At 61.9% G+C, this 18,328-nt stretch carries 31 protein-coding genes; 7 read left to right on the forward strand and 24 right to left on the reverse strand.

Annotated features, from left to right (window positions below):
• Position 1: 1 nt before the first annotated feature.
• The 24 genes from G559_RS0107585 to G559_RS0107715 form a co-directional block, all read right to left on the reverse strand.
• Positions 2 to 313 (reverse strand): E3 binding domain-containing protein, encoded by a 312-nt coding sequence (locus G559_RS0107585; protein WP_028627666.1) that lies wholly within the window; start codon positions 311 to 313, stop codon positions 2 to 4.
• Between the two features lie 44 nt (positions 314 to 357).
• Positions 358 to 2,340, reverse strand: coding sequence for a phage major capsid protein (locus tag G559_RS0107590; protein WP_028627667.1), 1,983 nt, complete (start codon positions 2,338 to 2,340; stop codon positions 358 to 360).
• A 55-nt stretch (positions 2,341 to 2,395) separates the two neighbouring features.
• The gene (locus tag G559_RS0107595) at positions 2,396 to 4,054 is read right to left on the reverse strand and encodes a terminase large subunit (protein ID WP_028627668.1); all 1,659 of its coding nucleotides are present in this window, start codon (positions 4,052 to 4,054) and stop codon (positions 2,396 to 2,398) included.
• Position 4,055: 1 nt separating this feature from the next.
• Positions 4,056 to 4,457, reverse strand: a complete 402-nt coding sequence (locus G559_RS29785; RefSeq protein ID WP_081667962.1) for a hypothetical protein — start codon at positions 4,455 to 4,457, stop codon at positions 4,056 to 4,058.
• Positions 4,458 to 4,559: 102 nt separating this feature from the next.
• Positions 4,560 to 4,895: an HNH endonuclease signature motif containing protein gene (locus tag G559_RS0107605; RefSeq protein WP_028627670.1), complete on the reverse strand. Its 336-nt coding sequence runs from the start codon at positions 4,893 to 4,895 to the stop codon at positions 4,560 to 4,562.
• Entirely contained in the window at positions 4,895 to 5,200 is a 306-nt protein-coding gene (locus G559_RS30870; protein WP_245586478.1) for a hypothetical protein, read from the reverse strand. Before G559_RS30870 ends, G559_RS0107605 begins: the two co-directional genes overlap by 1 nt.
• A gap of 60 nt (positions 5,201 to 5,260) precedes the next feature.
• Positions 5,261 to 5,641 (reverse strand): hypothetical protein, encoded by a 381-nt coding sequence (locus G559_RS0107620; RefSeq protein ID WP_028627672.1) that lies wholly within the window; start codon positions 5,639 to 5,641, stop codon positions 5,261 to 5,263.
• Between the two features lies 1 nt (position 5,642).
• Positions 5,643 to 5,897: a hypothetical protein gene (locus G559_RS0107625; RefSeq protein WP_028627673.1), complete on the reverse strand. Its 255-nt coding sequence runs from the start codon at positions 5,895 to 5,897 to the stop codon at positions 5,643 to 5,645.
• Positions 5,894 to 6,058, reverse strand: coding sequence for a hypothetical protein (locus tag G559_RS30275; RefSeq protein ID WP_155945685.1), 165 nt, complete (start codon positions 6,056 to 6,058; stop codon positions 5,894 to 5,896). Before G559_RS30275 ends, G559_RS0107625 begins: the two co-directional genes overlap by 4 nt.
• Before the next feature lie 6 nt (positions 6,059 to 6,064).
• Entirely contained in the window at positions 6,065 to 6,256 is a 192-nt protein-coding gene (locus tag G559_RS0107635) for a DUF7940 domain-containing protein (protein ID WP_028627674.1), read from the reverse strand.
• 10 nt (positions 6,257 to 6,266) lie between these two features.
• On the reverse strand, positions 6,267 to 6,506 hold the full coding sequence (locus G559_RS0107640) for a hypothetical protein (RefSeq protein WP_028627675.1): 240 nt from the start codon (positions 6,504 to 6,506) through the stop codon (positions 6,267 to 6,269).
• Positions 6,503 to 7,081, reverse strand: coding sequence for an N-acetylmuramidase family protein (locus G559_RS0107645; protein WP_028627676.1), 579 nt, complete (start codon positions 7,079 to 7,081; stop codon positions 6,503 to 6,505). Before G559_RS0107645 ends, G559_RS0107640 begins: the two co-directional genes overlap by 4 nt.
• Complete coding sequence (locus G559_RS28630; protein ID WP_028627677.1) at positions 7,074 to 7,397, reverse strand: phage holin family protein; 324 nt, start codon at positions 7,395 to 7,397, stop codon at positions 7,074 to 7,076. Before G559_RS28630 ends, G559_RS0107645 begins: the two co-directional genes overlap by 8 nt.
• Complete coding sequence (locus G559_RS0107655; protein ID WP_028627678.1) at positions 7,390 to 7,761, reverse strand: putative holin; 372 nt, start codon at positions 7,759 to 7,761, stop codon at positions 7,390 to 7,392. Before G559_RS0107655 ends, G559_RS28630 begins: the two co-directional genes overlap by 8 nt.
• A 163-nt stretch (positions 7,762 to 7,924) precedes the next feature.
• Entirely contained in the window at positions 7,925 to 8,095 is a 171-nt protein-coding gene (locus G559_RS30280) for a hypothetical protein (RefSeq protein WP_155945686.1), read from the reverse strand.
• Positions 8,096 to 8,200: 105 nt separating this feature from the next.
• Positions 8,201 to 8,779, reverse strand: a complete 579-nt coding sequence (locus tag G559_RS0107670; protein WP_028627679.1) for a hypothetical protein — start codon at positions 8,777 to 8,779, stop codon at positions 8,201 to 8,203.
• 13 nt (positions 8,780 to 8,792) lie between these two features.
• Positions 8,793 to 9,104 (reverse strand): hypothetical protein, encoded by a 312-nt coding sequence (locus G559_RS0107675; protein WP_036997110.1) that lies wholly within the window; start codon positions 9,102 to 9,104, stop codon positions 8,793 to 8,795.
• On the reverse strand, positions 9,104 to 9,397 hold the full coding sequence (locus G559_RS0107680) for a DUF1064 domain-containing protein (protein WP_245586479.1): 294 nt from the start codon (positions 9,395 to 9,397) through the stop codon (positions 9,104 to 9,106). Before G559_RS0107680 ends, G559_RS0107675 begins: the two co-directional genes overlap by 1 nt.
• Positions 9,398 to 9,632: 235 nt before the next feature.
• Entirely contained in the window at positions 9,633 to 10,616 is a 984-nt protein-coding gene (locus G559_RS28635) for a tyrosine-type recombinase/integrase (protein ID WP_051246474.1), read from the reverse strand.
• Positions 10,613 to 10,972 (reverse strand): Ref family recombination enhancement nuclease, encoded by a 360-nt coding sequence (locus G559_RS0107695; protein WP_245586480.1) that lies wholly within the window; start codon positions 10,970 to 10,972, stop codon positions 10,613 to 10,615. The genes G559_RS28635 and G559_RS0107695 overlap by 4 nt, the downstream gene beginning before the upstream one ends.
• 228 nt (positions 10,973 to 11,200) lie before the next feature.
• A complete protein-coding gene (locus G559_RS0107700; RefSeq protein ID WP_051246477.1) occupies positions 11,201 to 12,019 on the reverse strand; it encodes an ATP-binding protein in 819 nt (272 codons plus the stop codon).
• Positions 12,000 to 12,764 carry a DnaT-like ssDNA-binding domain-containing protein gene (locus tag G559_RS30600; RefSeq protein ID WP_162144808.1) on the reverse strand — a complete coding sequence of 255 codons (765 nt, stop codon included), beginning with the start codon at positions 12,762 to 12,764 and terminating at the stop codon, positions 12,000 to 12,002. The genes G559_RS0107700 and G559_RS30600 overlap by 20 nt, the downstream gene beginning before the upstream one ends.
• A 1-nt stretch (position 12,765) precedes the next feature.
• Positions 12,766 to 13,200 (reverse strand): phage regulatory CII family protein, encoded by a 435-nt coding sequence (locus G559_RS0107710; RefSeq protein ID WP_036997112.1) that lies wholly within the window; start codon positions 13,198 to 13,200, stop codon positions 12,766 to 12,768.
• A 287-nt stretch (positions 13,201 to 13,487) separates the two neighbouring features.
• Positions 13,488 to 13,694: a Cro/CI family transcriptional regulator gene (locus G559_RS0107715; RefSeq protein ID WP_028627685.1), complete on the reverse strand. Its 207-nt coding sequence runs from the start codon at positions 13,692 to 13,694 to the stop codon at positions 13,488 to 13,490.
• 17 nt (positions 13,695 to 13,711) lie between these two features.
• Here G559_RS0107715 and G559_RS29575 point away from each other — a divergent pair, with 17 nt between their 5' ends.
• The 7 genes from G559_RS29575 to G559_RS0107750 are packed head-to-tail and all read left to right on the forward strand — an operon-like array spanning position 13,712 to position 17,702.
• A complete protein-coding gene (locus tag G559_RS29575; RefSeq protein ID WP_081667965.1) occupies positions 13,712 to 14,269 on the forward strand; it encodes a helix-turn-helix domain-containing protein in 558 nt (185 codons plus the stop codon).
• Complete coding sequence (locus G559_RS0107725; protein WP_028627687.1) at positions 14,241 to 15,032, forward strand: HipA family kinase; 792 nt, start codon at positions 14,241 to 14,243, stop codon at positions 15,030 to 15,032. The genes G559_RS29575 and G559_RS0107725 overlap by 29 nt, the downstream gene beginning before the upstream one ends.
• On the forward strand, positions 15,029 to 15,904 hold the full coding sequence (locus G559_RS0107730; RefSeq protein WP_028627688.1) for a hypothetical protein: 876 nt from the start codon (positions 15,029 to 15,031) through the stop codon (positions 15,902 to 15,904). The genes G559_RS0107725 and G559_RS0107730 overlap by 4 nt, the downstream gene beginning before the upstream one ends.
• A gap of 37 nt (positions 15,905 to 15,941) precedes the next feature.
• Positions 15,942 to 16,343 carry a J517_1871 family lipoprotein gene (locus tag G559_RS0107735; RefSeq protein ID WP_028627689.1) on the forward strand — a complete coding sequence of 134 codons (402 nt, stop codon included), beginning with the start codon at positions 15,942 to 15,944 and terminating at the stop codon, positions 16,341 to 16,343.
• 18 nt (positions 16,344 to 16,361) lie between these two features.
• Complete coding sequence (locus tag G559_RS0107740; RefSeq protein WP_028627690.1) at positions 16,362 to 16,865, forward strand: hypothetical protein; 504 nt, start codon at positions 16,362 to 16,364, stop codon at positions 16,863 to 16,865.
• Positions 16,866 to 16,896: 31 nt separating this feature from the next.
• Positions 16,897 to 17,208: a hypothetical protein gene (locus G559_RS0107745; RefSeq protein ID WP_028627691.1), complete on the forward strand. Its 312-nt coding sequence runs from the start codon at positions 16,897 to 16,899 to the stop codon at positions 17,206 to 17,208.
• Positions 17,209 to 17,210: 2 nt separating this feature from the next.
• Positions 17,211 to 17,702: a hypothetical protein gene (locus tag G559_RS0107750; protein ID WP_028627692.1), complete on the forward strand. Its 492-nt coding sequence runs from the start codon at positions 17,211 to 17,213 to the stop codon at positions 17,700 to 17,702.
• Positions 17,703 to 18,328 lie beyond the last annotated feature (626 nt).

Raw genomic sequence — 18,328 nt, forward strand, 5'->3', positions numbered from 1 at the left:
GTTACTCCTGGGGTTGCTGTGCGACAATGAAGGCTTCCACATCGGGTTTGGTGATCGCGCCATCGGTGCCGGTACCGGCGACCTTGTTCAGGTCGATACCCGCAGACTCAGCCAGAGCCTTGGCCGCTTTCGAGACCTTGACTTCAACCTGCCGGACCAATCCGGAGGACGGCGGCAGAATCACCTCCGGCGCAATCGACTGACCTTCCTGATCCGGCCAACGGGCCCGCTTCATCTTCACCAGAATCCGCGCGTACCGCTCCGACATGCTTTTCAGCTGGCCGGTTTTCACATCGATAACTTGGACGCTCATAGACCCTCCAGGGAGTCAGGGGCGCCGAAGCGCCCCGTTCTCACTTAACCGCCCCAGTTGACACCGGTCAGGTAGGCAACCGCCGAGGTACGGCGGCGCGCCCAGCTGATGGTGCGCTCGGCGCGGAAGCCGACCAGGTTGCGCTGCCACAGCGACACGAGGACGGTGCTGGCGGTGGTCGGGTTGTCCGGCGCGTTGTCCATCTGCAGGGACGCCTCGGTGGACATCGACAGATCGATGCCGCCCTCGTCGCCCAGGTAGATGTCGCTGGCGTTGACTAGCGCCACGAGGGAGCCGCTGGAATCGGTCGGCACGAACTCCGAGACGATCACCGGCAGGCCGTTGAGGCTGCCGCCCATCATGGTGATGGTGGGGAACTCCGGCTGACCCAGGGCGTTGACCATCAGGCTCAGGGACAGCGCCATGGTCGCGGTCATGATGAACACACCGGAGGTCGGCGCGTTGTTGGCGGCGATGAAGGCGCTGAACAGCGCTTTCAGGTCGGCGCGCACCGCGTCCGCGTCGGTGCCGCTGGAGGCGATGCCCACCACACCGTTGAGGATGGAGGCCGGAGACACGCCAGCCGACGCGGCCTTGTCCGGGTCGATGAAGTCGATGTCCAGGCGCTGACGCAGGGCGGCGGCGAGCTGGTCACGGATGATGCCATCGGCGGACGGGCTGGAGTCACGGATGACTTCCATAGTGGCCACAGCGATGTTGGCGACTTTCAGCGGCTCCAGGGTATTGCGCTCGAAGTCGAACTTGGTCAGCGGCTTGGCCTGACCCTCGCCAACCCAGTAACCGTCACCGCCGGAGGTTTGTCCGATCAGCGGGACACGGAACGGCACGCGGCGCAGGCTGGGAATGCCGTTCTGGCCGAAGCGGCCGAGAATGGTCTGCGGGCGCAGGTACTCAACGAAGTCAGCGAAGACGCTGGTCTCATCACCCACCAGCGGGCCAGCCCAGGTGGCATCGGAAGTGGTGGCAGCGCCGACCGCGGCCTTGGTCACCAGGCGCTGGGTCGCGGCGATGACGTTGTCCTGGCCGTCATACAGCGCCTTGGCGATGCCGATGGCGTCACGGTGCTCCAGGTGGCCCAGGGCGAGGCACTTGGCGGCGCGCGCGAAGGCGATGCCGGGCTCCAGTTTCTGGGTGTTCTTGGCGCGCACCTGCAGGTCGCCCTTCATGTCCAGGGTCTTGATGCGCTGGGTCTGATCCTCAGCGACCGACTTGGCGCTGGCGGCCTGGGACTTCTGCATCAGTTTCAGGCGGCCGATGTGCTTGTCGATCGCATCGATCTCGGATTGCAGGGTGTCGAACTGCTCCGACTCCTCGGCGTCCAGGGTCACACCGTCTTCGGCAGCCTTGGTCATGATGGCTTCCATGTCGGCAGCCTTGGCGACGCGGGTTGCTTCGAACTCCGCGATCTGTTCTGCGATGGTTTTCATGTCATTGCCCTCCTCGGGCTTCGGAGACTTGAGGGATTTGGTGCGGGGTGCCGAAGCGCCGGCGGGTAGAGCACGGACGACCGTGACAGCTTTGCGGCCAAGCGCGGCCAGCTGCTTCCGATCGAGGGACTTGATGGTGTTGATGGTCGCTTCCACGTTGCACGGGACGGTGACCAGGGAAAGTTCGTAGACCTCGGACTGGATGAAGCGGATACCGCCGTCATCCATCCAACTGTACTCGATGGGGCTGAAGCCGATGGAGACACCACGGACCAGGCCAGCCTTGATTGACTGCCAGGCCTCGTCGATGCGGTCCTTGAGCTTTCCGGGCTCCTGAACATCGGCCAGCTTGGCGGTGAAGGTGATGCCCTTTTCGGTAGGCTTGTCGAAAGTGACGGTGCCGACCGGCTTGTCATGCCAGTGCTGCCACAGCAGCGGCATTGGGTTCTTGAACTGCACGCCGAGCGGTTCAACGATGTCGCCGACGCGATCGGGGCTCGGAGTAGTTGCGACACCGGTAATGACACGCTGGCCATCGTCCAGCGCCTTAACCTCGAGGACGCTATAGGCTCGATTCATTTCGGGGCTCCAGAAACGACGAAGCCCCGTAGTGCGGGGCCGTGGTGGTCTGGGCTCAGCCCAGGACGAACATCTGAAACTTCTTGGTCGCGGCCGGCGGGTTCAGCGCCATCAGCGTGACGGCGTTGAACATGGCCATCAGCGGGTCGATCTTGGCCGAGCCGCTGGCCTGCTTGGTGATCAGGATCGAGTTGGCGCGGGGTTCTACCCGGGCATTGCCGACGCACCAGGCCATCATGGGCTGGGCGGATGGGGCGAAACTCCCCTCGGCCAGCCAGCGTTCGGCGGTCTTGATCGCCCCGCCCAGCTTCCAGCCCTGGCTCACCCCGACAATCTTGTCGTTCGGGATGCCGCGCTCCTCCAGCTTGTCGAGGATGGCGCCCAGCCCGACAGGGTCGCAGCCGATCTTATCCAGCAGGCCGGCTTCATGGATCTGCTCGGCAATGCCCGCCAGCTCATCCACGTCGTCACCGACGCGCCTGACGAGCGTCAGGTGGCCTGCCTTGGCGAAATCCTGAAGGGCCGGGGCGATCTCCTTGCGGCGCTCCATCACCGATGGATGCGCCCAGGCATGTCCCCAGCCGAGCTTCCTTCCGGTTTCCTTCTCGCGCCCAATGGCGTAAGCACCGAGCAAGTCGTCCAGACCACCGCCGTCGATGCCGAGGTCTATCACCTCGCACCGCTTGAGCAGCCCGTCGAACGTGCATGGCTCAACAGCGCCTTCCCAGAAGTCGGCACCGGCCCAGCGGTCAGAGCGAAGAGCCAGGCCGATCTCGACATTGCCATGCTTCGCCAGAAAACCCCGGAACGACTCCTCTCCGCCGCTCTTGGCCTTGGCATACTCGCGGAGCAGAAACTCTTCGTCGACCGAATAGCCAAGGTTCGGATTCACCAGCGCCAGGTTCTCGGCCAGCAGGTGCTCCTTCCGATCCACCATCTCCGGCGGATGCTCGAAAATCACCGGGACGAAGCGCCTGTCTTCGATGACCCCATCCCGCACATCGCGGGCGTACTGGAGCTTCTGCTTGAACACGCCAGCCGGTGGCTCGTCCGACTGCGTCGTCAGGTAGATGACGAAACCTTCCGGGCGAGAGGCTAGGCCACCGATGGCTTCACGCAGCATGTTCTCCGCGTCGTGCCGCTTGCCGAAGAGCCAAAGCTCGTCGACCAGGGTGCCGACCGACTTCTTGCCGCCCACCGTGTTGGAGTCGGCGGCAACCACTTTCAGCGTCGCGCCGCTTTCCCGGTGGGTGATCGACTTGATGTGCGTCTGCACGTGCATCAGCGCGTCGAGATCTTCATCGCGCTGCGTCATGTCTCTCGCCGGGGCGTAGGCGTTGTTCGCCACCTCTACCGTGGGCGCGAGAATCGAGAACTCGGCCGACTGGCGCCAGTTCAGCACCAGGGCTGTCATCATGATCCCAGCGGCGATCGTGCTCTTGCTGTTCTTCTTCGGAATCAGGATGAACCACTCGGTGATCAGCCGGCGCCCGGTCTCCGGGTCGTAGGCGCCGAAAATCGAAGCGACCAGGTCAAACACCCAGGGAGCACAGGCTTCACCGAAAGTCGGGCTGCCCGGTGCGTCCACGATCTTGAGCTGCTTGAACACGTCCAGCGCATGCTCCGCCATCTCCGGGAAGATGGGCGGTGGGATGATCGAGTCGCCTCGGGTCAGGCGCTCAGCCCAGTTCGGACATGCGGTCGTCCATTCCATATCACTTCACCGCGCGCAACGGGGGCGGGGTCGAACCGAACTTTTTGCCAGCGGCCTTTGCGGCCTCGGCGCGCTCATCCTTCTTCCCGCCCTCACCCTTCTTCGCGTGGGTGTACTGCACCGCAGCGATCGCCGCTCGTAGCTGGCGATCACTCACGTCCAGCCGCCCCAAGGCGATTTCCTGAAGCAGCCCCAGCATGTCCATCTCCGGCACCTCAACCGGCGACGACTCGGCGCGCTTCAGCGCACCACCATGCGGTTGAGGTTCGAGGTACTCCTCGACAACCTTGGGCGCCTCATTTGCTGATTTCTGAGCGGCATTTTTCGGCTTTCGACCAGCGCCAGGCCGCGCGCCGCCGCTGCCTTTGCGAGGGCCGCCGCTCTTTCCTTTTACGCCTGCCATTTGCTGATTACCGAGGTTTGAAAGGGGGATTTTTTCTGCAAATGAGTTCGGGCGCGGTTTCCAGCCGGAAGGGATGCCGGAATTTGACCTACCCCCCTGGGGTCAGCCCTGCATGTCCCGCTGCGTCTTCTCGGCGTGGCAGCCGCTCTTGACCCTCTGTCCATCGACGAGCTTGACGCTGACGCACAGCACCTGGCAGTTGTCTTCGGTGTCGGCGCCGCCCTGGTACAGCGGCACCTTGTGGTCCAGTTCAAAGCCGGACGGAAAGTCGCACACCCTGCCGCACATGGCGCAGCGTGGGTTCTCCGACCAGACCTTCAGCCGGCGATCCTGGAGCTTGCGACCAGTGATACGGCGATCAGCTACTACGGGAAGCGCCTGCACGCGGCTGGTGTTGGCCATCTGCACACGTGGCTTGACCGTTGTTAGCCTGGCCATCAGCGAACCATGTTCCCGTCCAGATAACGTGCAGGCGGGGCATCCGGGTCCTGGCCTTCCTCAGCCAGCGCCTCAACGAGAGCAGCGAGCAAGCTGTTGGTCTTCTGCTGTTCGGCCACCATGGACTCCAGCAACGGCCGGATATCGCTATGGATACCAGCCTGCAGGCCATCACTCAGGACCAGGGGCTTCATCCCCATCGGCTCGGCGATCTGCTTTAGTTGATCCAGCAGGAACAGGCGGGTCTCCCGCTCCATCGGCTTGTCGGTCCTGACTACCAGCAAAGATTGCTCTTGAACGTTCACGCGCTACCTCCATCCACTTCTTCAGCCATGCTCGACGCTTGGCGCAGCCAGAGCAGGCCATCAGGTGTCACGTGCGGCACCATTGGTGATTTCCCGACGAACAGCAGCGGCCGCTTCCCGCGCCTCTCGCTCATCAGTAACACCGGGCAGCGCAATGTTGATCTGGGCTTTGGCGTAGCTACGGACCTCATCCGTGATAGCGGTCGTATCAACCACGCCACCAGGTTCGGTATCGACGGTTTCCGATGCAGTTTCGGTCAGCTCGAATCGCTTGATGATTTGCACCAGATTGCCGAGGGCTTCTCGCTGCACAGTGGAGTGCACTTCCATGTGCACAAGGTCGCCGGCCACCAGGTGTAGGTGGATCTCTCGGGCGCCATTCGGGTCAATGCCCAAGGCATCGCAAATCAGCTTTCCAGCTTCAGCAGACAGGACTGACATATCAGGGCTCCGGATACAGGGCAGCTTCAATGATCACCGCCTTGCCCATCTCGAGCAGGCCGACCACTGCTAGCGGCTCAGCCTTCTGGCCGAGGGCAAAGGTTTCGATCTCGCCATCCTTGCAGCGCAGGATCACAGTACCGACCTCGACGGCGGTCACCTCGCCGGTCTCGATCAGGCGAATCAGCTCCTTCAGGGCGCAGACAGGGTCCTGATAGTCGCCCTGGCGCAGCGGCACGATCTTGAGGTCAGTCATTCGCTCACCACCTCGAACTTCACGCCGCGCATCATGGTCTCGACCAGCTTGGCGCAGTCCGGCTCCATACCCGTCAGCCAGGCGAACGTCGCCACGGCACGCAGGTAGGGCATCACCCACCAGGCGTAGGTGATGCGCAGGGTGAGGTGGAGGCTGGCCATGACGGCTTACTTCAGGCTCGGTTGCTTCACAGCACGAGCGATGATCACCACGGCCGACAGCACGGCATAGGCCACGGGCGGCAGCACGCCGGCCAGCTGCGGCAGGAACTGCTCAGCCAGGGCCAGCAAGCCGGTGACGCCGGCAATCTGCACGCTGGTCATCTTGAACAGCTGGGAGACGTTGTCGATCAGTTGCATGGTGGTTCCCTCAGCAGGTGATCAATGGGCCGCGAGTGAAGTCCGGCAGATTGGGGAATCTAGGCGAAGTCCTATCATCAACCACGGGCATGAACGGGATGCGGGGAGTAGGCCCGATGCGAACCGGCGTTTCCTTCTTGAACACCAGATTCAGGTGGTCGCGAATCGCCCGCCACTGCTCGGCGGTCGGCGCCTGCGGGTTCAGCTCAGCGAAGCCCTGCAGCCAATAGGCGAATTGCTCGGGGGTCATATGAACCTCGAATAGGCCTCGGCCAGCTTCTGGTCGTAGGCATTGCGGGCGTACTCGGCGCCGTTGTACAGGCGGGCGAACTTGGCCCAGTCACGCGCCTTGAGCGCGGCGTGCATGCCGGGGTTGGCTTTCACGAAGGCGACGAAGGCCTGAAGCTGGTCTCCCTCGGAGCGGTACATGGCATTGACGAACGCCTGCAGGGTCGAGAAGCCCAGCGGCTGCCAGTGGAAGCCCATGAGCTGGAACAGCCCCCAGCTCGCAGACTCCAGGGCCGCGTCGCGGTTGATCTTGGCGGCAGCGTCCAGGCGGTCGTGCTCGGCTGCCCCGCCTCTGTAGCCCCCGGCCTTCGCGTTGACGATCTCGGGATGCTGCAGCTCGAGGAGCTGGGTCGGGATGTTGCGCTTGGCCAACTGGCGGCGGAACACGTGGCGCTCGAACAGGATCACCGGGCGTCCATCGGTGTAGAAGCCGTTGCCCCGGCTCTCGACGGTGACCACGGCCTTGACCGCTGCCACCGGAACGCCCAAGGCGGGCGCGGCGTCGATGTAGTCCTGCTGGCCAAGGCGCTTAGCCATGGCGGCGATCCTTTCCGTCCCACTTGTCCGGCCAGTCCATCTGGAATACGCGGGCGACGTTACCCTTGGCGCGGTAGATCAGGACCATCACGGCACCGAGGATGATCAGCAGCCAGGGTGAAATGGCGTTCGCGGTTCGCCCAACCAGCGCATCGCCGAACACTTCCAAGGCATAGCCGCCGGTGCCGATGCACAGCAGATAAGCAACCAGCGACACGCCCAGGCGATAACGCAGCGAGCCGCGCCGGAACGAGGCAATGCGCAAGCAGATGGCGCTGCAGATCGAGGCAGCAGCCAGGGTCCAGGGATCAACCATTTCGACCTCCGAAGCGGTCCGCAATGAAGCGGAGCCAACCAGGCGTCTTTCCTCCCTGCACCCACTCCAGCAAGCTGGTGCCCACGACGACGCAGAACAAGGCGCCGCCGAAAGCGACCAGGCCGGACGTCTTGGCCCACTCGCGCCCTATTATTTCGCTGGCGACGTAGTACCCCACGATCCATGAGGCGATGAAGTAGCCGATGCGCGCCAGGGCAGAGAGGTCCTTGGCGTACACCACAAAGAACATGGCGCCGGCGAAGGCACCGATCACCGCATTCATGTCGACACCGGGCACGAGCGCCGCGCCACCAATGCCGCCAAGGCCGAGCAGGGCGATACCGCCAGCGCTTGGCTCAGCCATAAGGTGATCTCCAAATAAAACGCCGGCGGGGTAGCCGGCAGAGGGAGCTGCTGATGAGGGGAAGCAGCGAGGGAATCAGAAGTAGAAGGCGAAAGCAGCAACGGCGACGATTATCGCCAAGACCAGATAGCCAAGGCTCTTCACGGCAGCAGAGTCGTTGTGGTCAGCGGACATCATCGATCTCCAAAGTGAGCCCGATCACCCGAATAGGCAGGAACCGCAGTTGGTCGCGATTGCGCCAGTAGTCGTCCGGGTGAATCAGGATGCTGTCGAGCACCAGACCTTGGCGTTCGGCGTGGTAGTACCAACGGCGAATCCGCGTTTCCAGGCTCATGTGGACTCCAAACAAAAAGCCCCGGCGTTTTGGCCAGGGCTTTTTGATGTTCAGTTGCGCAAATTCCGCAGATTGATGAAATTCTGTTGCACGGTTGCACCAATGTCAAGCAGCCACATCAAGCAATACGCCCTCAATGCGCAATATTTCCTCAGAGCACGCCACCGCTTCCTTAACCATTTCCTCGAGACAACCTTCGATCCCACTGCGCCACCGCCAGTAGGTGGAGCGGTTGAGACCCTGGTCATCCCAGGTCGTCATGTCATAAAAGCGGGTGGGCAGGATGATCATGTCGGTGGAACGCTTCCCTTCTGCCCCTTTCAGCGGCGGAATTGCCCATGCCGTGACAGCCCTGGCCACAAACAACTTAGGCGCATGGGAGGCGATCAGCGGGGCCAGCTTGCCAATGGCCTCCACCTTCCGGCCTTTATGGGTGCTGTAGCGGGCAACCAGCGCAGCCCAGTGGCGGGGCTTGAGTTGGCTATGCAGCCGGGCAAATACCCAGCAGTCAGCGTCCGTGCGCTGGATACCATCGTGAGCGCCTGATCGAACCAGAGTGGCCAGGTCGAAGCCGTCCTGGTAGCCAGGCCGATACAGCTTCTGCCAGGCCTGCTTCGAGGTGTTGTCGATGGTCTCCGCCGCCAGGGCCGAAACGATTGCCGAGAGTACTCCGCTGTAGATCATGTCCTTCTCCCCCTCAATCCCCAGTCATGTTGCCGCCGCCTACCCCGCGACGGTTACTGCGTCCCACGTAGTCATCGCCCGGCCCTGCCAGTGGCCAGAGACCTGCCTTCTCCAGCGCCGCCTGCATCATCCGGCGCTCATTGCCCGATCGAGCCAATCGGAGGCGGAGCTGCTGAACCAGCACCGGATACTCCAACGGCTTGCCATCGGGAGTGACGAACCCGCCGCCATTGCAGCCGGCGCACTCCATCCGATGGAAAATCCCCTTGATGTGCCCGGCCCCCTGGCAAATCTCGCAGCGCTCCAGCTTGAGCATGGCCACCATCAGAACTGCTCCACTTCCCAGCCGGCCCCGCGCTTGCCCTTGGTTATGCCGAGGAAGCGGAAAGGGTATTGGTCGGCGGCGACCTTGGTCTTCACCCGCGCATCGTCGGTCCAGAAACCCTTCACCTCGTGCACCTCCAGCTCGAAGGCGGCGTTCATGACGAAGAAGTCAGCGGTGTAGAAGGTCTTGTCGGCCAGGCGGAGCTTCACCCCTTCGAAGCGGTACCAGAGGATTTCCCCAGCGTGCTGGCGCTGCTTCAACAGGCGGTCGTACTCCGCTTCGGTCTTGTTCATCTCGCCGGCCTTCAATCGACCGAGAGCCTGAAAGCCCTTCATCCCCTTCCTGACCATTACCAAGTCCTTCCAAGCTGGAACATCAGGTACATGCAGACGCCGATCCCGAACCCTCGCCATGCACCCCTTGCGGAGATAGCGCCGGCGGCCACGCAGAGTGCGACGTACGCGATAAAACCGGCCATTTCATCTACCTCATTTAGAAAGTTAAAATTCGGCTGCATGCCGCGCCGCACTAGTCCGGAACGGCAGTCGAGGAAAAGCTTATTTCGGCACTTTTCAGCCTGTGGGCTTCGGCGAAACCGCGCTCATCGAGCCATGCGTGCCAGGCCTCCAACCCCTTGCGGCGGGCCTGGTCGATGCCGGTCTTGATGTAGGTGCTGGCGAGCTTGCCCATGGAGTGGTTGAGCATCAGCTCGCCCACCAGGAAGTCGATGCCAAGTTCGGCCCACACGGTCCTGGCCAGCTTGCGTAGGTCGTGGCTCCGCCATTGGCGATTGCTCATCGCGCGGAACATGTGCGAGGCCATCGCGGGAGACAGCTGGGCGCCGCCGGCCATGGCGAACACCCACGGGCTGTTGCGGCGGGCCGGGTGCTGCAGCTCGCGGTAGCGAGTGAGCAGCGCGCACACCTGGTCGGTCAGCGGCACCACCAGCTCGTTCCCGGTCTTGGTGTTCTGCGCTGGGATGATCCACACCCGCTCCGGCAGGCTGATGTGCTGCCACTGCGCCAGGCAGGTCTCACCGATGCGGGTTCCGTGCGCGAGCATCATCAGGGCCAGCATGCCGGCCACCGGGTCCTGATTCAGCGTCTGGCAGAGGTGCGGCAACAGGGTCGGCACAGCCACCGGCAGCAAGCCCGCCGGACGCGGCGGCAGGTTGCCGGTCCAGAAGTCCTTCCAGCTCACCGAGGCCAGCGGGTTGGCCTCAATTCGCCCTTGCTTCTCAGCCAGTGCCAGCGACTGCTGCAACCCCTGCAGGGCCTTGTGTGCGGTGTGCGGCGAGTGGGTCTGCTGCATCGGCCAGACCAGTTTGTCGTCCACCACGGCGCGGCTCAGCTGCTTCAGCTTCACACTACCCAAACGGGGAATCAGGTGACGGCGCGCCAGGCTGCCCATGGTGCGGCGGTAGCTGGCCGACACCGTACGGTTCTGCTCGATGCGGCCGACCCACCAGTTGATCACCTGGCCCACGGTGCGGAGGGAGTCGCGACTGCTCATGCCTCGATGCCCTCCCCGTCGAACCAGGCCAGGAAGCAGGCCGGGATGTCATGACCGGCATCAGCCAGGATCTGCATGCAGCGATCGAGCAGGTCGCGCTGCTTACCGAAACGAGCCTCGAAGCGGGCCTTGTTGTGATGCAGGGCCACCCCTTCCCCACCGGTTTGGTGGTGGGCGGCGCACAGCGGCAGCACGTTCCAGTGAGCATGCGGCTTCGAACGGCCGTCGATGTGGTGGATGCTGCAGAAGTCGTTGAACTCGCCGGAGTCGACGCGGCAGGCAATGCAGCCGACGCCCTGCACCAGCATGTGGTGCCAGTCCTTCTGGGCTTGGGTGACGTTGCGTCCCTGCATCATGCCGGTACCTCGCTGGAGGTCTTGTCGGCCCGAATCACGGCATAGGCCTCAGACTCGCTACCTACGTAGGCAAACGGGGCCTCATCGCCTTGGCGAATCAGCGCGATGCCATTGCCGAAACCGGCGGCCAGCGACCGGCACGGGATAACGGTATATCCGCAATTTGTCCGCCAGTGATGCGGACGCGGACGCCCTTCGGAATCACATAGCTGCCGGATTCGAAGTCGCTCAGCCATTGGACGCCTCCCGCCGAGCGCTTTCCCAATCGAACACCACCACCACCCCACCACCTTCGCGGAGCCGATCCACAGTGCGGTCGCCCAGAGCCGCGACCAGCGGTCCAGGCGCCAGGTTGGAGATCACGATGGTCGGCTTCACGTCCTCGTAGCGCGCGTTGATCACCTCGAACATGACCATCCGCTCGAATTCGGTGCCGTAGCTCGCGCCCACCTCGTCCAGGATCAGCAGGTCCGGCGTGCGGAAGATGTCCAGGGCCTCTCGCTCGGACTGGGTGGACTCCTTCGAATAGCTCGCCTTAACCTGCTGGCAGACGCGGGAAACCGTGGTGTACATGGCATTGCAGCGGTGCTGCTCGATCACCACGGCGGCCACGGCGGCGGCCAGATGGGTCTTGCCGTTGCCAACCTTGCCCAGCAGCATCAGGCAGCGGCCGGCCTCCAGGTTCTCGGCGAAGCGATCGGCGTAACCACGGCAGGCAGCCAGGGCGATGAGCTGCTTGTCACTCTCGGCGCGGTAGTTGTCGAAAGTCTTGGTCTTGAACCGCTGTGGGATCAGGGCTTGACCCAGCAGGCGCTCCAGGCGTGCGGCCACCGCCTGGCGTTGCAGTTCGGCGCGTTCCTCGGCCTCCTGCACAGCCTGGCGGGCACGGGAACACTCCGGGCAGCCGGTGAGCTGGCCATCACGCAGACGGCTGGCGATGAAACCCCCGTGGATGTCGCAGCTGGACGGGGCCGTGCCGACGATGCCAGCCGAATGCGTCAGGCGGGCCAGGCTTTCGACCAGCGAGTTAGAGCGAGTAGGTTCCATCGGGATTGGCCTCCAGTCCGGCGATAAGGTCTTGGCCGTTCAGGCCGGTGTGCTTGCTGGTGGTGGGACGGGAGGTGCGAGGCGGTGTCTTGGGTTCAGCAGCAGCCCGAACGCCGGCGTTCTTGATCGCCAGCACCAGCTTTCGGCACCAGGACTTCTGGGTGTCCGCGACGTGCTGGGTGATCCAGTACGACACGAACTCGGAAACCGCCTCCGGGGTGATCTGGGCCTGGGTGATGCCCATGGTGCGCAGCTGGGGGGCCAGACTGACCTCGTCCGGCTGCCAGGCTTCGAACATCTCGAACCGCTGACGGGCATCGACGCTGTCGCCTGTGTTGTTGTTTTCTTCTTCTCTTCTCTTCTCTTCTCTAGTCCCCTTTCTGTCCGCACCGGATGCGGACGTTTTCCGTTCATTCTGTTTGCGGTCCTTATCCTGCGCCCGACGCTTGGCAGACGCGCCGTTGTGGGCTTCGAAGCGCGGAAGATGCAGCGCATCCCCGGTGTTTTCGAGCCAGCCGACCGCCACCATGGCAGCCGAAAAGCCGGGCCACGCTGCCAACTCGTCGAGTGCTTCAAGCGAATAACCGGACAGGATTCCGTCTTCCGAGTGCGAATCAAACAGACTCCAAACGGACAGCAGTCCACCAACAATCCGAAATCTGTCCGCTTTCAAGGCGGACGCCATGCGGATGACTTTCGGGCTCGTCAAGAGATCGGTGCGCATCTTGATCCAGTCGCCGGCCATCTCAGGCCACCTTGCTCACGGACTGCTCGAGAACATCGAGCGCGTGACGCACCTCGCCGATCTCGCGGCGGATGGTGAACTTCTCGGAGCTGGTGATGCGGCCGTCGGCCAGGGCATCGTGCATCGAGCGGGTGACGTCCGCTGATTCAGCCACGAGGTCCAGCAGGGCCTGCAGCGGATTGGCCTGGGCGGCCTCCGGCCTCACCACTAGGTCGTAGTTGAACTGGGCCAGCAGGGCGCGCAGGACGCGGCGGCGGGAATCATCTGGCAGGTGGGTCAGAACCTGTCCGAACAACTCCAGACTCATCCGATGGTTTTCCCGGTTAGGGTTGGCGCAGTCCAGCAGACGGGTTTCGTTGACCCCCATGCGCTTGGCCAGGGCAGTGCCACCCTCCCCCTTAACTTCCCGGTGCAATGTCCATTCGAAATCTTCCATTGCGAACTCCTCATCGTTTCTCGCGTGGCGCCGCCGACTGGTTGGAGGCAACCTGACATCACTCGATCAACCGACACGGAAGTAAGCATCCATGCCGTATGACCCCTCTGAACTGCCGGGCGAAGTCCTCGCCCTTCGGTGTTACGTGGCAGCCCTGATTCAGGTTCTGCCCTCATCTACTCGGCTTCTCGTGGCGGAAGCCTTTGAATCCCGTGCGGACCTGGTCCGCGATCAACTGTGTGAAGCCGGCGCGGCCGGGTTCGACCGCGCGGCGACTTCGCTGGCGGTTAGGCGGCCTCAGGCTTTTTTGGGTGCTGGGACGGAAACGGACGCAGCTCTTCAGCGGTGAAGGTGCCGTCCTCATGCTCCGTGACGTAAACGTCGCGACCCGTGCGGATGGCCTTGCTCAAGGAGCCCTGGGCCATCCCCAGCAGCTGAGCGGCCTTGGTTTGGCCGTGAGCCTTTGCAAACTCACTCAGTTGGACACGTTTCATTGGATTGCCTCTTAGCGATGCACAACCCAATTATTGCCGCCGACAATATAAACGTCAATGCCGGCGGCATTTGTGAGCTTATTGCCGCTAGGAATACGCTCACGCCTATGAGCACCAAAGACAAAAGAAAACCACGTGAGCCATGGGAACAGGACGAATGCGCAGCCCTGAAGGCGCTATTCGACTCCAGGAAGGATGAGCTCGGCCTGACACAAGAGAAGGCCGCACACCTGCTCGACATCACGCAGGGCTCGCTGAACAACTACCTTTCCGGCAGGAACGCCCTCAATGCGAAGGCGGCGGCAGACATCGCTCTGCTTATTGGCGTGAAGGTCGACGATTTCAGCGCCCGGTTAGCGAACGAGATTCGCCGCATGGCTACCGCTGTGGTGGATGTCGAGCGGCACGTCTCGATCCCTAAAAGCCTTGAAGGCCTTGCTGAAGCAGCGCATCGCAATTCGGAAAATGGCGACAACCCGGACGACATGCTCAAGATGCTTGAGCGCGGCATGAACAAGCAGCACGCAAAGGAAGGCGCCACCAAGCATGAAGGCAAGAAAAAGCGCGCTCACTGAGCCGGCCCTCGGCATCTATGTAAACGGTGAGCAGGTCGAGGGCAGGGATCTGCGCGGCAAAAATCCCCTCTTCTATGGGCTGGTTCGATTCCCTGGCGGCCACCAGCACCACGCTTATGTAAAGCTTCTCCCCCCAAAACAGATGTATGCCGAAGTCCTGAGTGCAGCGCTTGGGCAGCATCTGGGACTGCCGGTCCCCTACACTTCGGTTGTCATCGCGCGCGGTGCGGATGTGGGCCTGAATGTGGCTCAGGTTGTCTGCCTGGCCAGCGTAGACACCGGCGCCCGTCCAATCTCCCGCATCGTGCGGCCTGATGACGTCAATGGGCTGCTCAACAAATGGGCGCACGCCAAGACGGCCATCGTTTTCGACGAACTGATCGCCAACGCTGACCGCAACTTGCGGAACCTGCTTCTGGGGAGTGATGGGAAACTGTGGCTGATTGACCATGAGGAGGCTCTTGGTGAGCCTCTGTCGTCCCCACACCGCACCATTTGCAATCATCTCCTAGAGAAGTTGCTCACTGATGTGCATGAGTTTGAGCGGCGCCGAAGCGCTCAACTGATCAACGAGAAGGCCCTCGCCCTGAACGATTGCGATTTCTCGGAACAAGCCATGCGCAGCCTGCCAGGCCCTTGCCGGGTGCCGGCCAGCTTCGTGACCGAGGTTGTGGAATTTCTACAGGCCCGCGTCCATCATATGCCTCTACTGATCGGCAACAGCCTCGATCTCAAGCAGCATGCCCTGGACCTCGGCAGATGATCGAATACAGCACGGACTTCAGTGACTTTCCCCCGCTGCCGACCTACGAGGCCGAGTGGGCAGCCGTCTATATGGAGCCCATTGTCCAGTCCGGCGAGCGTCTGACCATCGGCGTGGTGGCTAGCGACGGGGAGTACGCTAGCGGCCAACTGTCCATTTCCCGGAAAGCTCTCGAATGCCTCTATGGCGAGTCGGCTGATGGGATGCTGAGAATGATGGAGCTCGCGCTTCAGCGGGCCCTTCGGCACGCTAAGCAGCGATTCGACGGCCAGTTCAGACCCGGCATGCACGGCGTCACGCTGGGGAAGAAGCGCAAGGGTATCGGCGAAGACCTTGAGGACATCATCGAGCAGGGGATTAGCCTGACCTCCAGCCTCAGCGGGATTCACATGGAGGATGACGAGAAGACTGGCCGCGACCGAAGCATGTACTGGCTGCGGTTCAAGCGCGCCATGCAGAAGGTGAACCCGAATCTGGTTCCCTATTTCGGTCGCTCGGTGGATGTGCAAGTGCGTGGCTCGACGATCTCGCTAGCGTGCGACTACTTCTCTTCTCGTCTGGCGGTCAACATCTGCGCCTTATCGCCGGGATACCGCATGAGCGGCCTTTTTGACGTGGCCAGTTCGCGGATTTTTCGACTTGAGCAGCTAAAGGATCACGATGCCCTGATCCAGCATCATCAACAGGCAGCGATGATGCTCGTTATCCCCACAGAATCTCAGCTAGCCGACTTTAAGCCAGGGAATCAGCAATCCTTCCGGGAGCGCGTTCTCTTGCTGCAGGACATGGCAGACAAGAAAGCATTCCCGCTCATTACCGTGAACGCTCCGCTTGAAGGCGCCATCAAACTGGGCGAACTTGAAGCAGCGTAATCAGAAAGACGCACCAATAACTGACAAGGAGGTCGCCATGCGCGCCATCGCTCTGTTTATTGCGGCCGCCACACTTGCCGGCTGCACCATGCCTTTCGACGACTTGCGCAATAACGACTTCGTGTCGGTCCAGCCGCAGCCAGCGCCAAGCGATATCGCCGGCGTCTGGACTGGCAGTGCGGGTCCCTACCTGATGACCCTGATCATCAACTCAGACGGCACTGGCTCGCATTGCTACACATGGGGTGAGAGCAATGTGCTGGAGCGCCTCAAGTTCGACGGCAACCAGGTGCGCATTCAGGACGGCAGCAGGCTTAAGGTCTATCGATCTGGCTATCAACTGATCGGCCAGGCGCCGTACACCGGCAGTCAGCCGATCAATTTCGTGCAGGACAGCAACCTGGCCAACGCCTCTGTCTACTGCGCCAAGAATCTCTAAACCTGAAAGGAATCAGATATGCGCTCCATTGCTCTAGTTCTTGCAATTCTTGCGGCGTCCGGCTGCACCATGCGCGTGGCCGATCTGACGGTGGCCAGCACCAAGAACTTCAACATGAACTCGACGGCGCTCGAAACGGGTCGCCGCGTGGAAGGCAAGGACTCCGTTCCCGTGGTCTTGTTCCCTTTGGGCCAGGTGAACATGAAGGAAGCCATCGACCGTGCAGTAGAGAAAGAACGCTGTGCCGTCGGCCTGTCTGACGTGGTGATCAATCACGAGGCCTTTGCCTTCTTCTTCGGCTACATAGCCATGACTGTCGAGGGCAATCTCATCCTCGATCGCGCCCAGCCTGGTTGTGGCGGGATGGCCGCCCGCGATTACCTGCCGGCCGCCGCAGCCTCGACCGTACCAACAACCTCTTACGCCACCAAGGATGCCCAGCTCCAGCAGCTCCAGCAGCAACAGGGCAGCCTGAGCTACGAGGAGTACCAGCGGCGGTATCGGGAGATTGTGGGGCAGTGATCAATCACCAATCTATACATGAGCGCAGAATATGAGCGAGCAGGACGATCGGGAATCCAAGGCAATGACCGAGGACATGAAGGAGAAGGCGCTACAGGTGACCGCTGAGGATTTCGTCAACTATCTGAATAGCTTTGGCGGCGAGATAAGGTGTTCCTATTGCGGAACTGGCGACTACGGCGTTGCGCCAGACCCTGCTGGTAAAGGAACCGCCATGGTTGCTACTCCAGTGCCAAACTTTAAAGGCGTCGGCATCTGGTTATACCCAGCCACTTGCCAATCCTGTGGCCACACCATATTTTTCAGTGCCTCATTCGTGTCCAGGCAGATCTTCAAGGATTGAGCATGGCCTTTGCCGCCCGAATAGATGAGGTGTATGAGTCCTACGAATACTGGTCGTCTGGCGAGATCATTGCGTCCGCCCAGCGCACCTTTCAGGCTTTCGTTATACTCGACAACGTAGATGTGTCAGAGCCGATGGCTCTTGAGGCTGAGGAAATGGCTGGTAGAGCGGTCACAATCAATGTTGAAGGCTGGCATTTGATCCTGGCAGTGCTGGTAATCCTTGGCGGACCTTATGTGTACGCGTGGGATGCATTTGGAAAAGTAGATGAAAAGGTCAGCGCCATCAGGACTGATCTTGGCGGCGTTGCATCTGAGGGGTCGATCCTGCAGCTGCGCGACGAGATGAGCGCGAGCCGAAAGGACATGAATCATCAGTTCGAATTGCTCCGCAAAGAGATGCGTGAGGATCGGGCGGCGACCACGAACGCCATCCTTGACCTACAGAAGCAGCAAGGACGGCTGTCGCCTTCTGGGGGAGCCACTACTAACTGAATAAGCCCCGCCACCGAGCGGGGCTTTTCGTTTCTGGGCCCGGCCCGCTCCCTACTCCACCACCAGGCTTGATACGCTCTAGGTCGGGCCTTCCGATCGAAAACAGGCCTGATTCCCCAGCAGGCTAGGCCTGCCCCGCGCCCCCCGAATCCCGCCCGTGCGGGTTTTGTTGTTCCTGCGAGAAATGTACTTCGCAAAGGATGTTTGCGCGCAAATCGAAATATTGCCGCCGGCATTGACGATAATATTGCCGCCGACAATAATCACCCCAAGCCGAACGCAAACGCGCCGGCAGCAAGACGGCAGCGATGCCCTGGCCTTGGCCTAAACGCTCTTTAACAACCTCGAACCTTCCGCAGTCCCGACAGCTTCGGCTGAGCGACGGAAGCAAAACCGACTGCTATCGCGGGAGAACCCGACCAAGCCTGGCTCTGGAACCAGGCCGGACCGACGCGCTGCTGCCTCTGGAATCAGCGCACCACCGGGACGCACCCACCCGCTCCCTGCCGGATGCCTGAGACGAAGGCGCCCCACCAGCACAGCGGCCAAGTGACGCAATGCCAGGCCTGATGGCGAGTAATCAGGCACCGACAGCCAGACGCGACAGACGCCCAACACGCCAGTAG

The sequence above is a fragment of the Metapseudomonas resinovorans DSM 21078 genome (assembly GCF_000423545.1).
Classification (GTDB): Bacteria; Pseudomonadota; Gammaproteobacteria; order Pseudomonadales; family Pseudomonadaceae; genus Metapseudomonas; species Metapseudomonas resinovorans.

Coding starts and splice junctions, on each gene's coding strand:
- G559_RS0107585 (WP_028627666.1), bottom strand. CDS start 313: ATGAGCGTCCAAGTTATCGATGTGAAAACCGGCCAGCTGAAAAGCATG.
- G559_RS0107590 (WP_028627667.1), bottom strand. CDS start 2,340: ATGAATCGAGCCTATAGCGTCCTCGAGGTTAAGGCGCTGGACGATGGC.
- G559_RS0107595 (WP_028627668.1), bottom strand. CDS start 4,054: ATGGAATGGACGACCGCATGTCCGAACTGGGCTGAGCGCCTGACCCGA.
- G559_RS29785 (WP_081667962.1), bottom strand. CDS start 4,457: ATGGCAGGCGTAAAAGGAAAGAGCGGCGGCCCTCGCAAAGGCAGCGGC.
- G559_RS0107605 (WP_028627670.1), bottom strand. CDS start 4,895: ATGGCCAGGCTAACAACGGTCAAGCCACGTGTGCAGATGGCCAACACC.
- G559_RS0107620 (WP_028627672.1), bottom strand. CDS start 5,641: ATGTCAGTCCTGTCTGCTGAAGCTGGAAAGCTGATTTGCGATGCCTTG.
- G559_RS0107625 (WP_028627673.1), bottom strand. CDS start 5,897: ATGACTGACCTCAAGATCGTGCCGCTGCGCCAGGGCGACTATCAGGAC.
- G559_RS30275 (WP_155945685.1), bottom strand. CDS start 6,058: ATGGCCAGCCTCCACCTCACCCTGCGCATCACCTACGCCTGGTGGGTG.
- G559_RS0107635 (WP_028627674.1), bottom strand. CDS start 6,256: ATGCAACTGATCGACAACGTCTCCCAGCTGTTCAAGATGACCAGCGTG.
- G559_RS0107640 (WP_028627675.1), bottom strand. CDS start 6,506: ATGACCCCCGAGCAATTCGCCTATTGGCTGCAGGGCTTCGCTGAGCTG.
- G559_RS0107645 (WP_028627676.1), bottom strand. CDS start 7,081: ATGGCTAAGCGCCTTGGCCAGCAGGACTACATCGACGCCGCGCCCGCC.
- G559_RS28630 (WP_028627677.1), bottom strand. CDS start 7,397: ATGGTTGATCCCTGGACCCTGGCTGCTGCCTCGATCTGCAGCGCCATC.
- G559_RS0107655 (WP_028627678.1), bottom strand. CDS start 7,761: ATGGCTGAGCCAAGCGCTGGCGGTATCGCCCTGCTCGGCCTTGGCGGC.
- G559_RS30280 (WP_155945686.1), bottom strand. CDS start 8,095: ATGAGCCTGGAAACGCGGATTCGCCGTTGGTACTACCACGCCGAACGC.
- G559_RS0107670 (WP_028627679.1), bottom strand. CDS start 8,779: ATGATCTACAGCGGAGTACTCTCGGCAATCGTTTCGGCCCTGGCGGCG.
- G559_RS0107675 (WP_036997110.1), bottom strand. CDS start 9,104: ATGGTGGCCATGCTCAAGCTGGAGCGCTGCGAGATTTGCCAGGGGGCC.
- G559_RS0107680 (WP_245586479.1), bottom strand. CDS start 9,397: ATGAACAAGACCGAAGCGGAGTACGACCGCCTGTTGAAGCAGCGCCAG.
- G559_RS28635 (WP_051246474.1), bottom strand. CDS start 10,616: ATGAGCAGTCGCGACTCCCTCCGCACCGTGGGCCAGGTGATCAACTGG.
- G559_RS0107695 (WP_245586480.1), bottom strand. CDS start 10,972: ATGATGCAGGGACGCAACGTCACCCAAGCCCAGAAGGACTGGCACCAC.
- G559_RS0107700 (WP_051246477.1), bottom strand. CDS start 12,019: ATGGAACCTACTCGCTCTAACTCGCTGGTCGAAAGCCTGGCCCGCCTG.
- G559_RS30600 (WP_162144808.1), bottom strand. CDS start 12,764: ATGGCCGGCGACTGGATCAAGATGCGCACCGATCTCTTGACGAGCCCG.
- G559_RS0107710 (WP_036997112.1), bottom strand. CDS start 13,200: ATGGAAGATTTCGAATGGACATTGCACCGGGAAGTTAAGGGGGAGGGT.
- G559_RS0107715 (WP_028627685.1), bottom strand. CDS start 13,694: ATGAAACGTGTCCAACTGAGTGAGTTTGCAAAGGCTCACGGCCAAACC.
- G559_RS29575 (WP_081667965.1), top strand. CDS start 13,712: ATGCACAACCCAATTATTGCCGCCGACAATATAAACGTCAATGCCGGC.
- G559_RS0107725 (WP_028627687.1), top strand. CDS start 14,241: ATGAAGGCAAGAAAAAGCGCGCTCACTGAGCCGGCCCTCGGCATCTAT.
- G559_RS0107730 (WP_028627688.1), top strand. CDS start 15,029: ATGATCGAATACAGCACGGACTTCAGTGACTTTCCCCCGCTGCCGACC.
- G559_RS0107735 (WP_028627689.1), top strand. CDS start 15,942: ATGCGCGCCATCGCTCTGTTTATTGCGGCCGCCACACTTGCCGGCTGC.
- G559_RS0107740 (WP_028627690.1), top strand. CDS start 16,362: ATGCGCTCCATTGCTCTAGTTCTTGCAATTCTTGCGGCGTCCGGCTGC.
- G559_RS0107745 (WP_028627691.1), top strand. CDS start 16,897: ATGAGCGAGCAGGACGATCGGGAATCCAAGGCAATGACCGAGGACATG.
- G559_RS0107750 (WP_028627692.1), top strand. CDS start 17,211: ATGGCCTTTGCCGCCCGAATAGATGAGGTGTATGAGTCCTACGAATAC.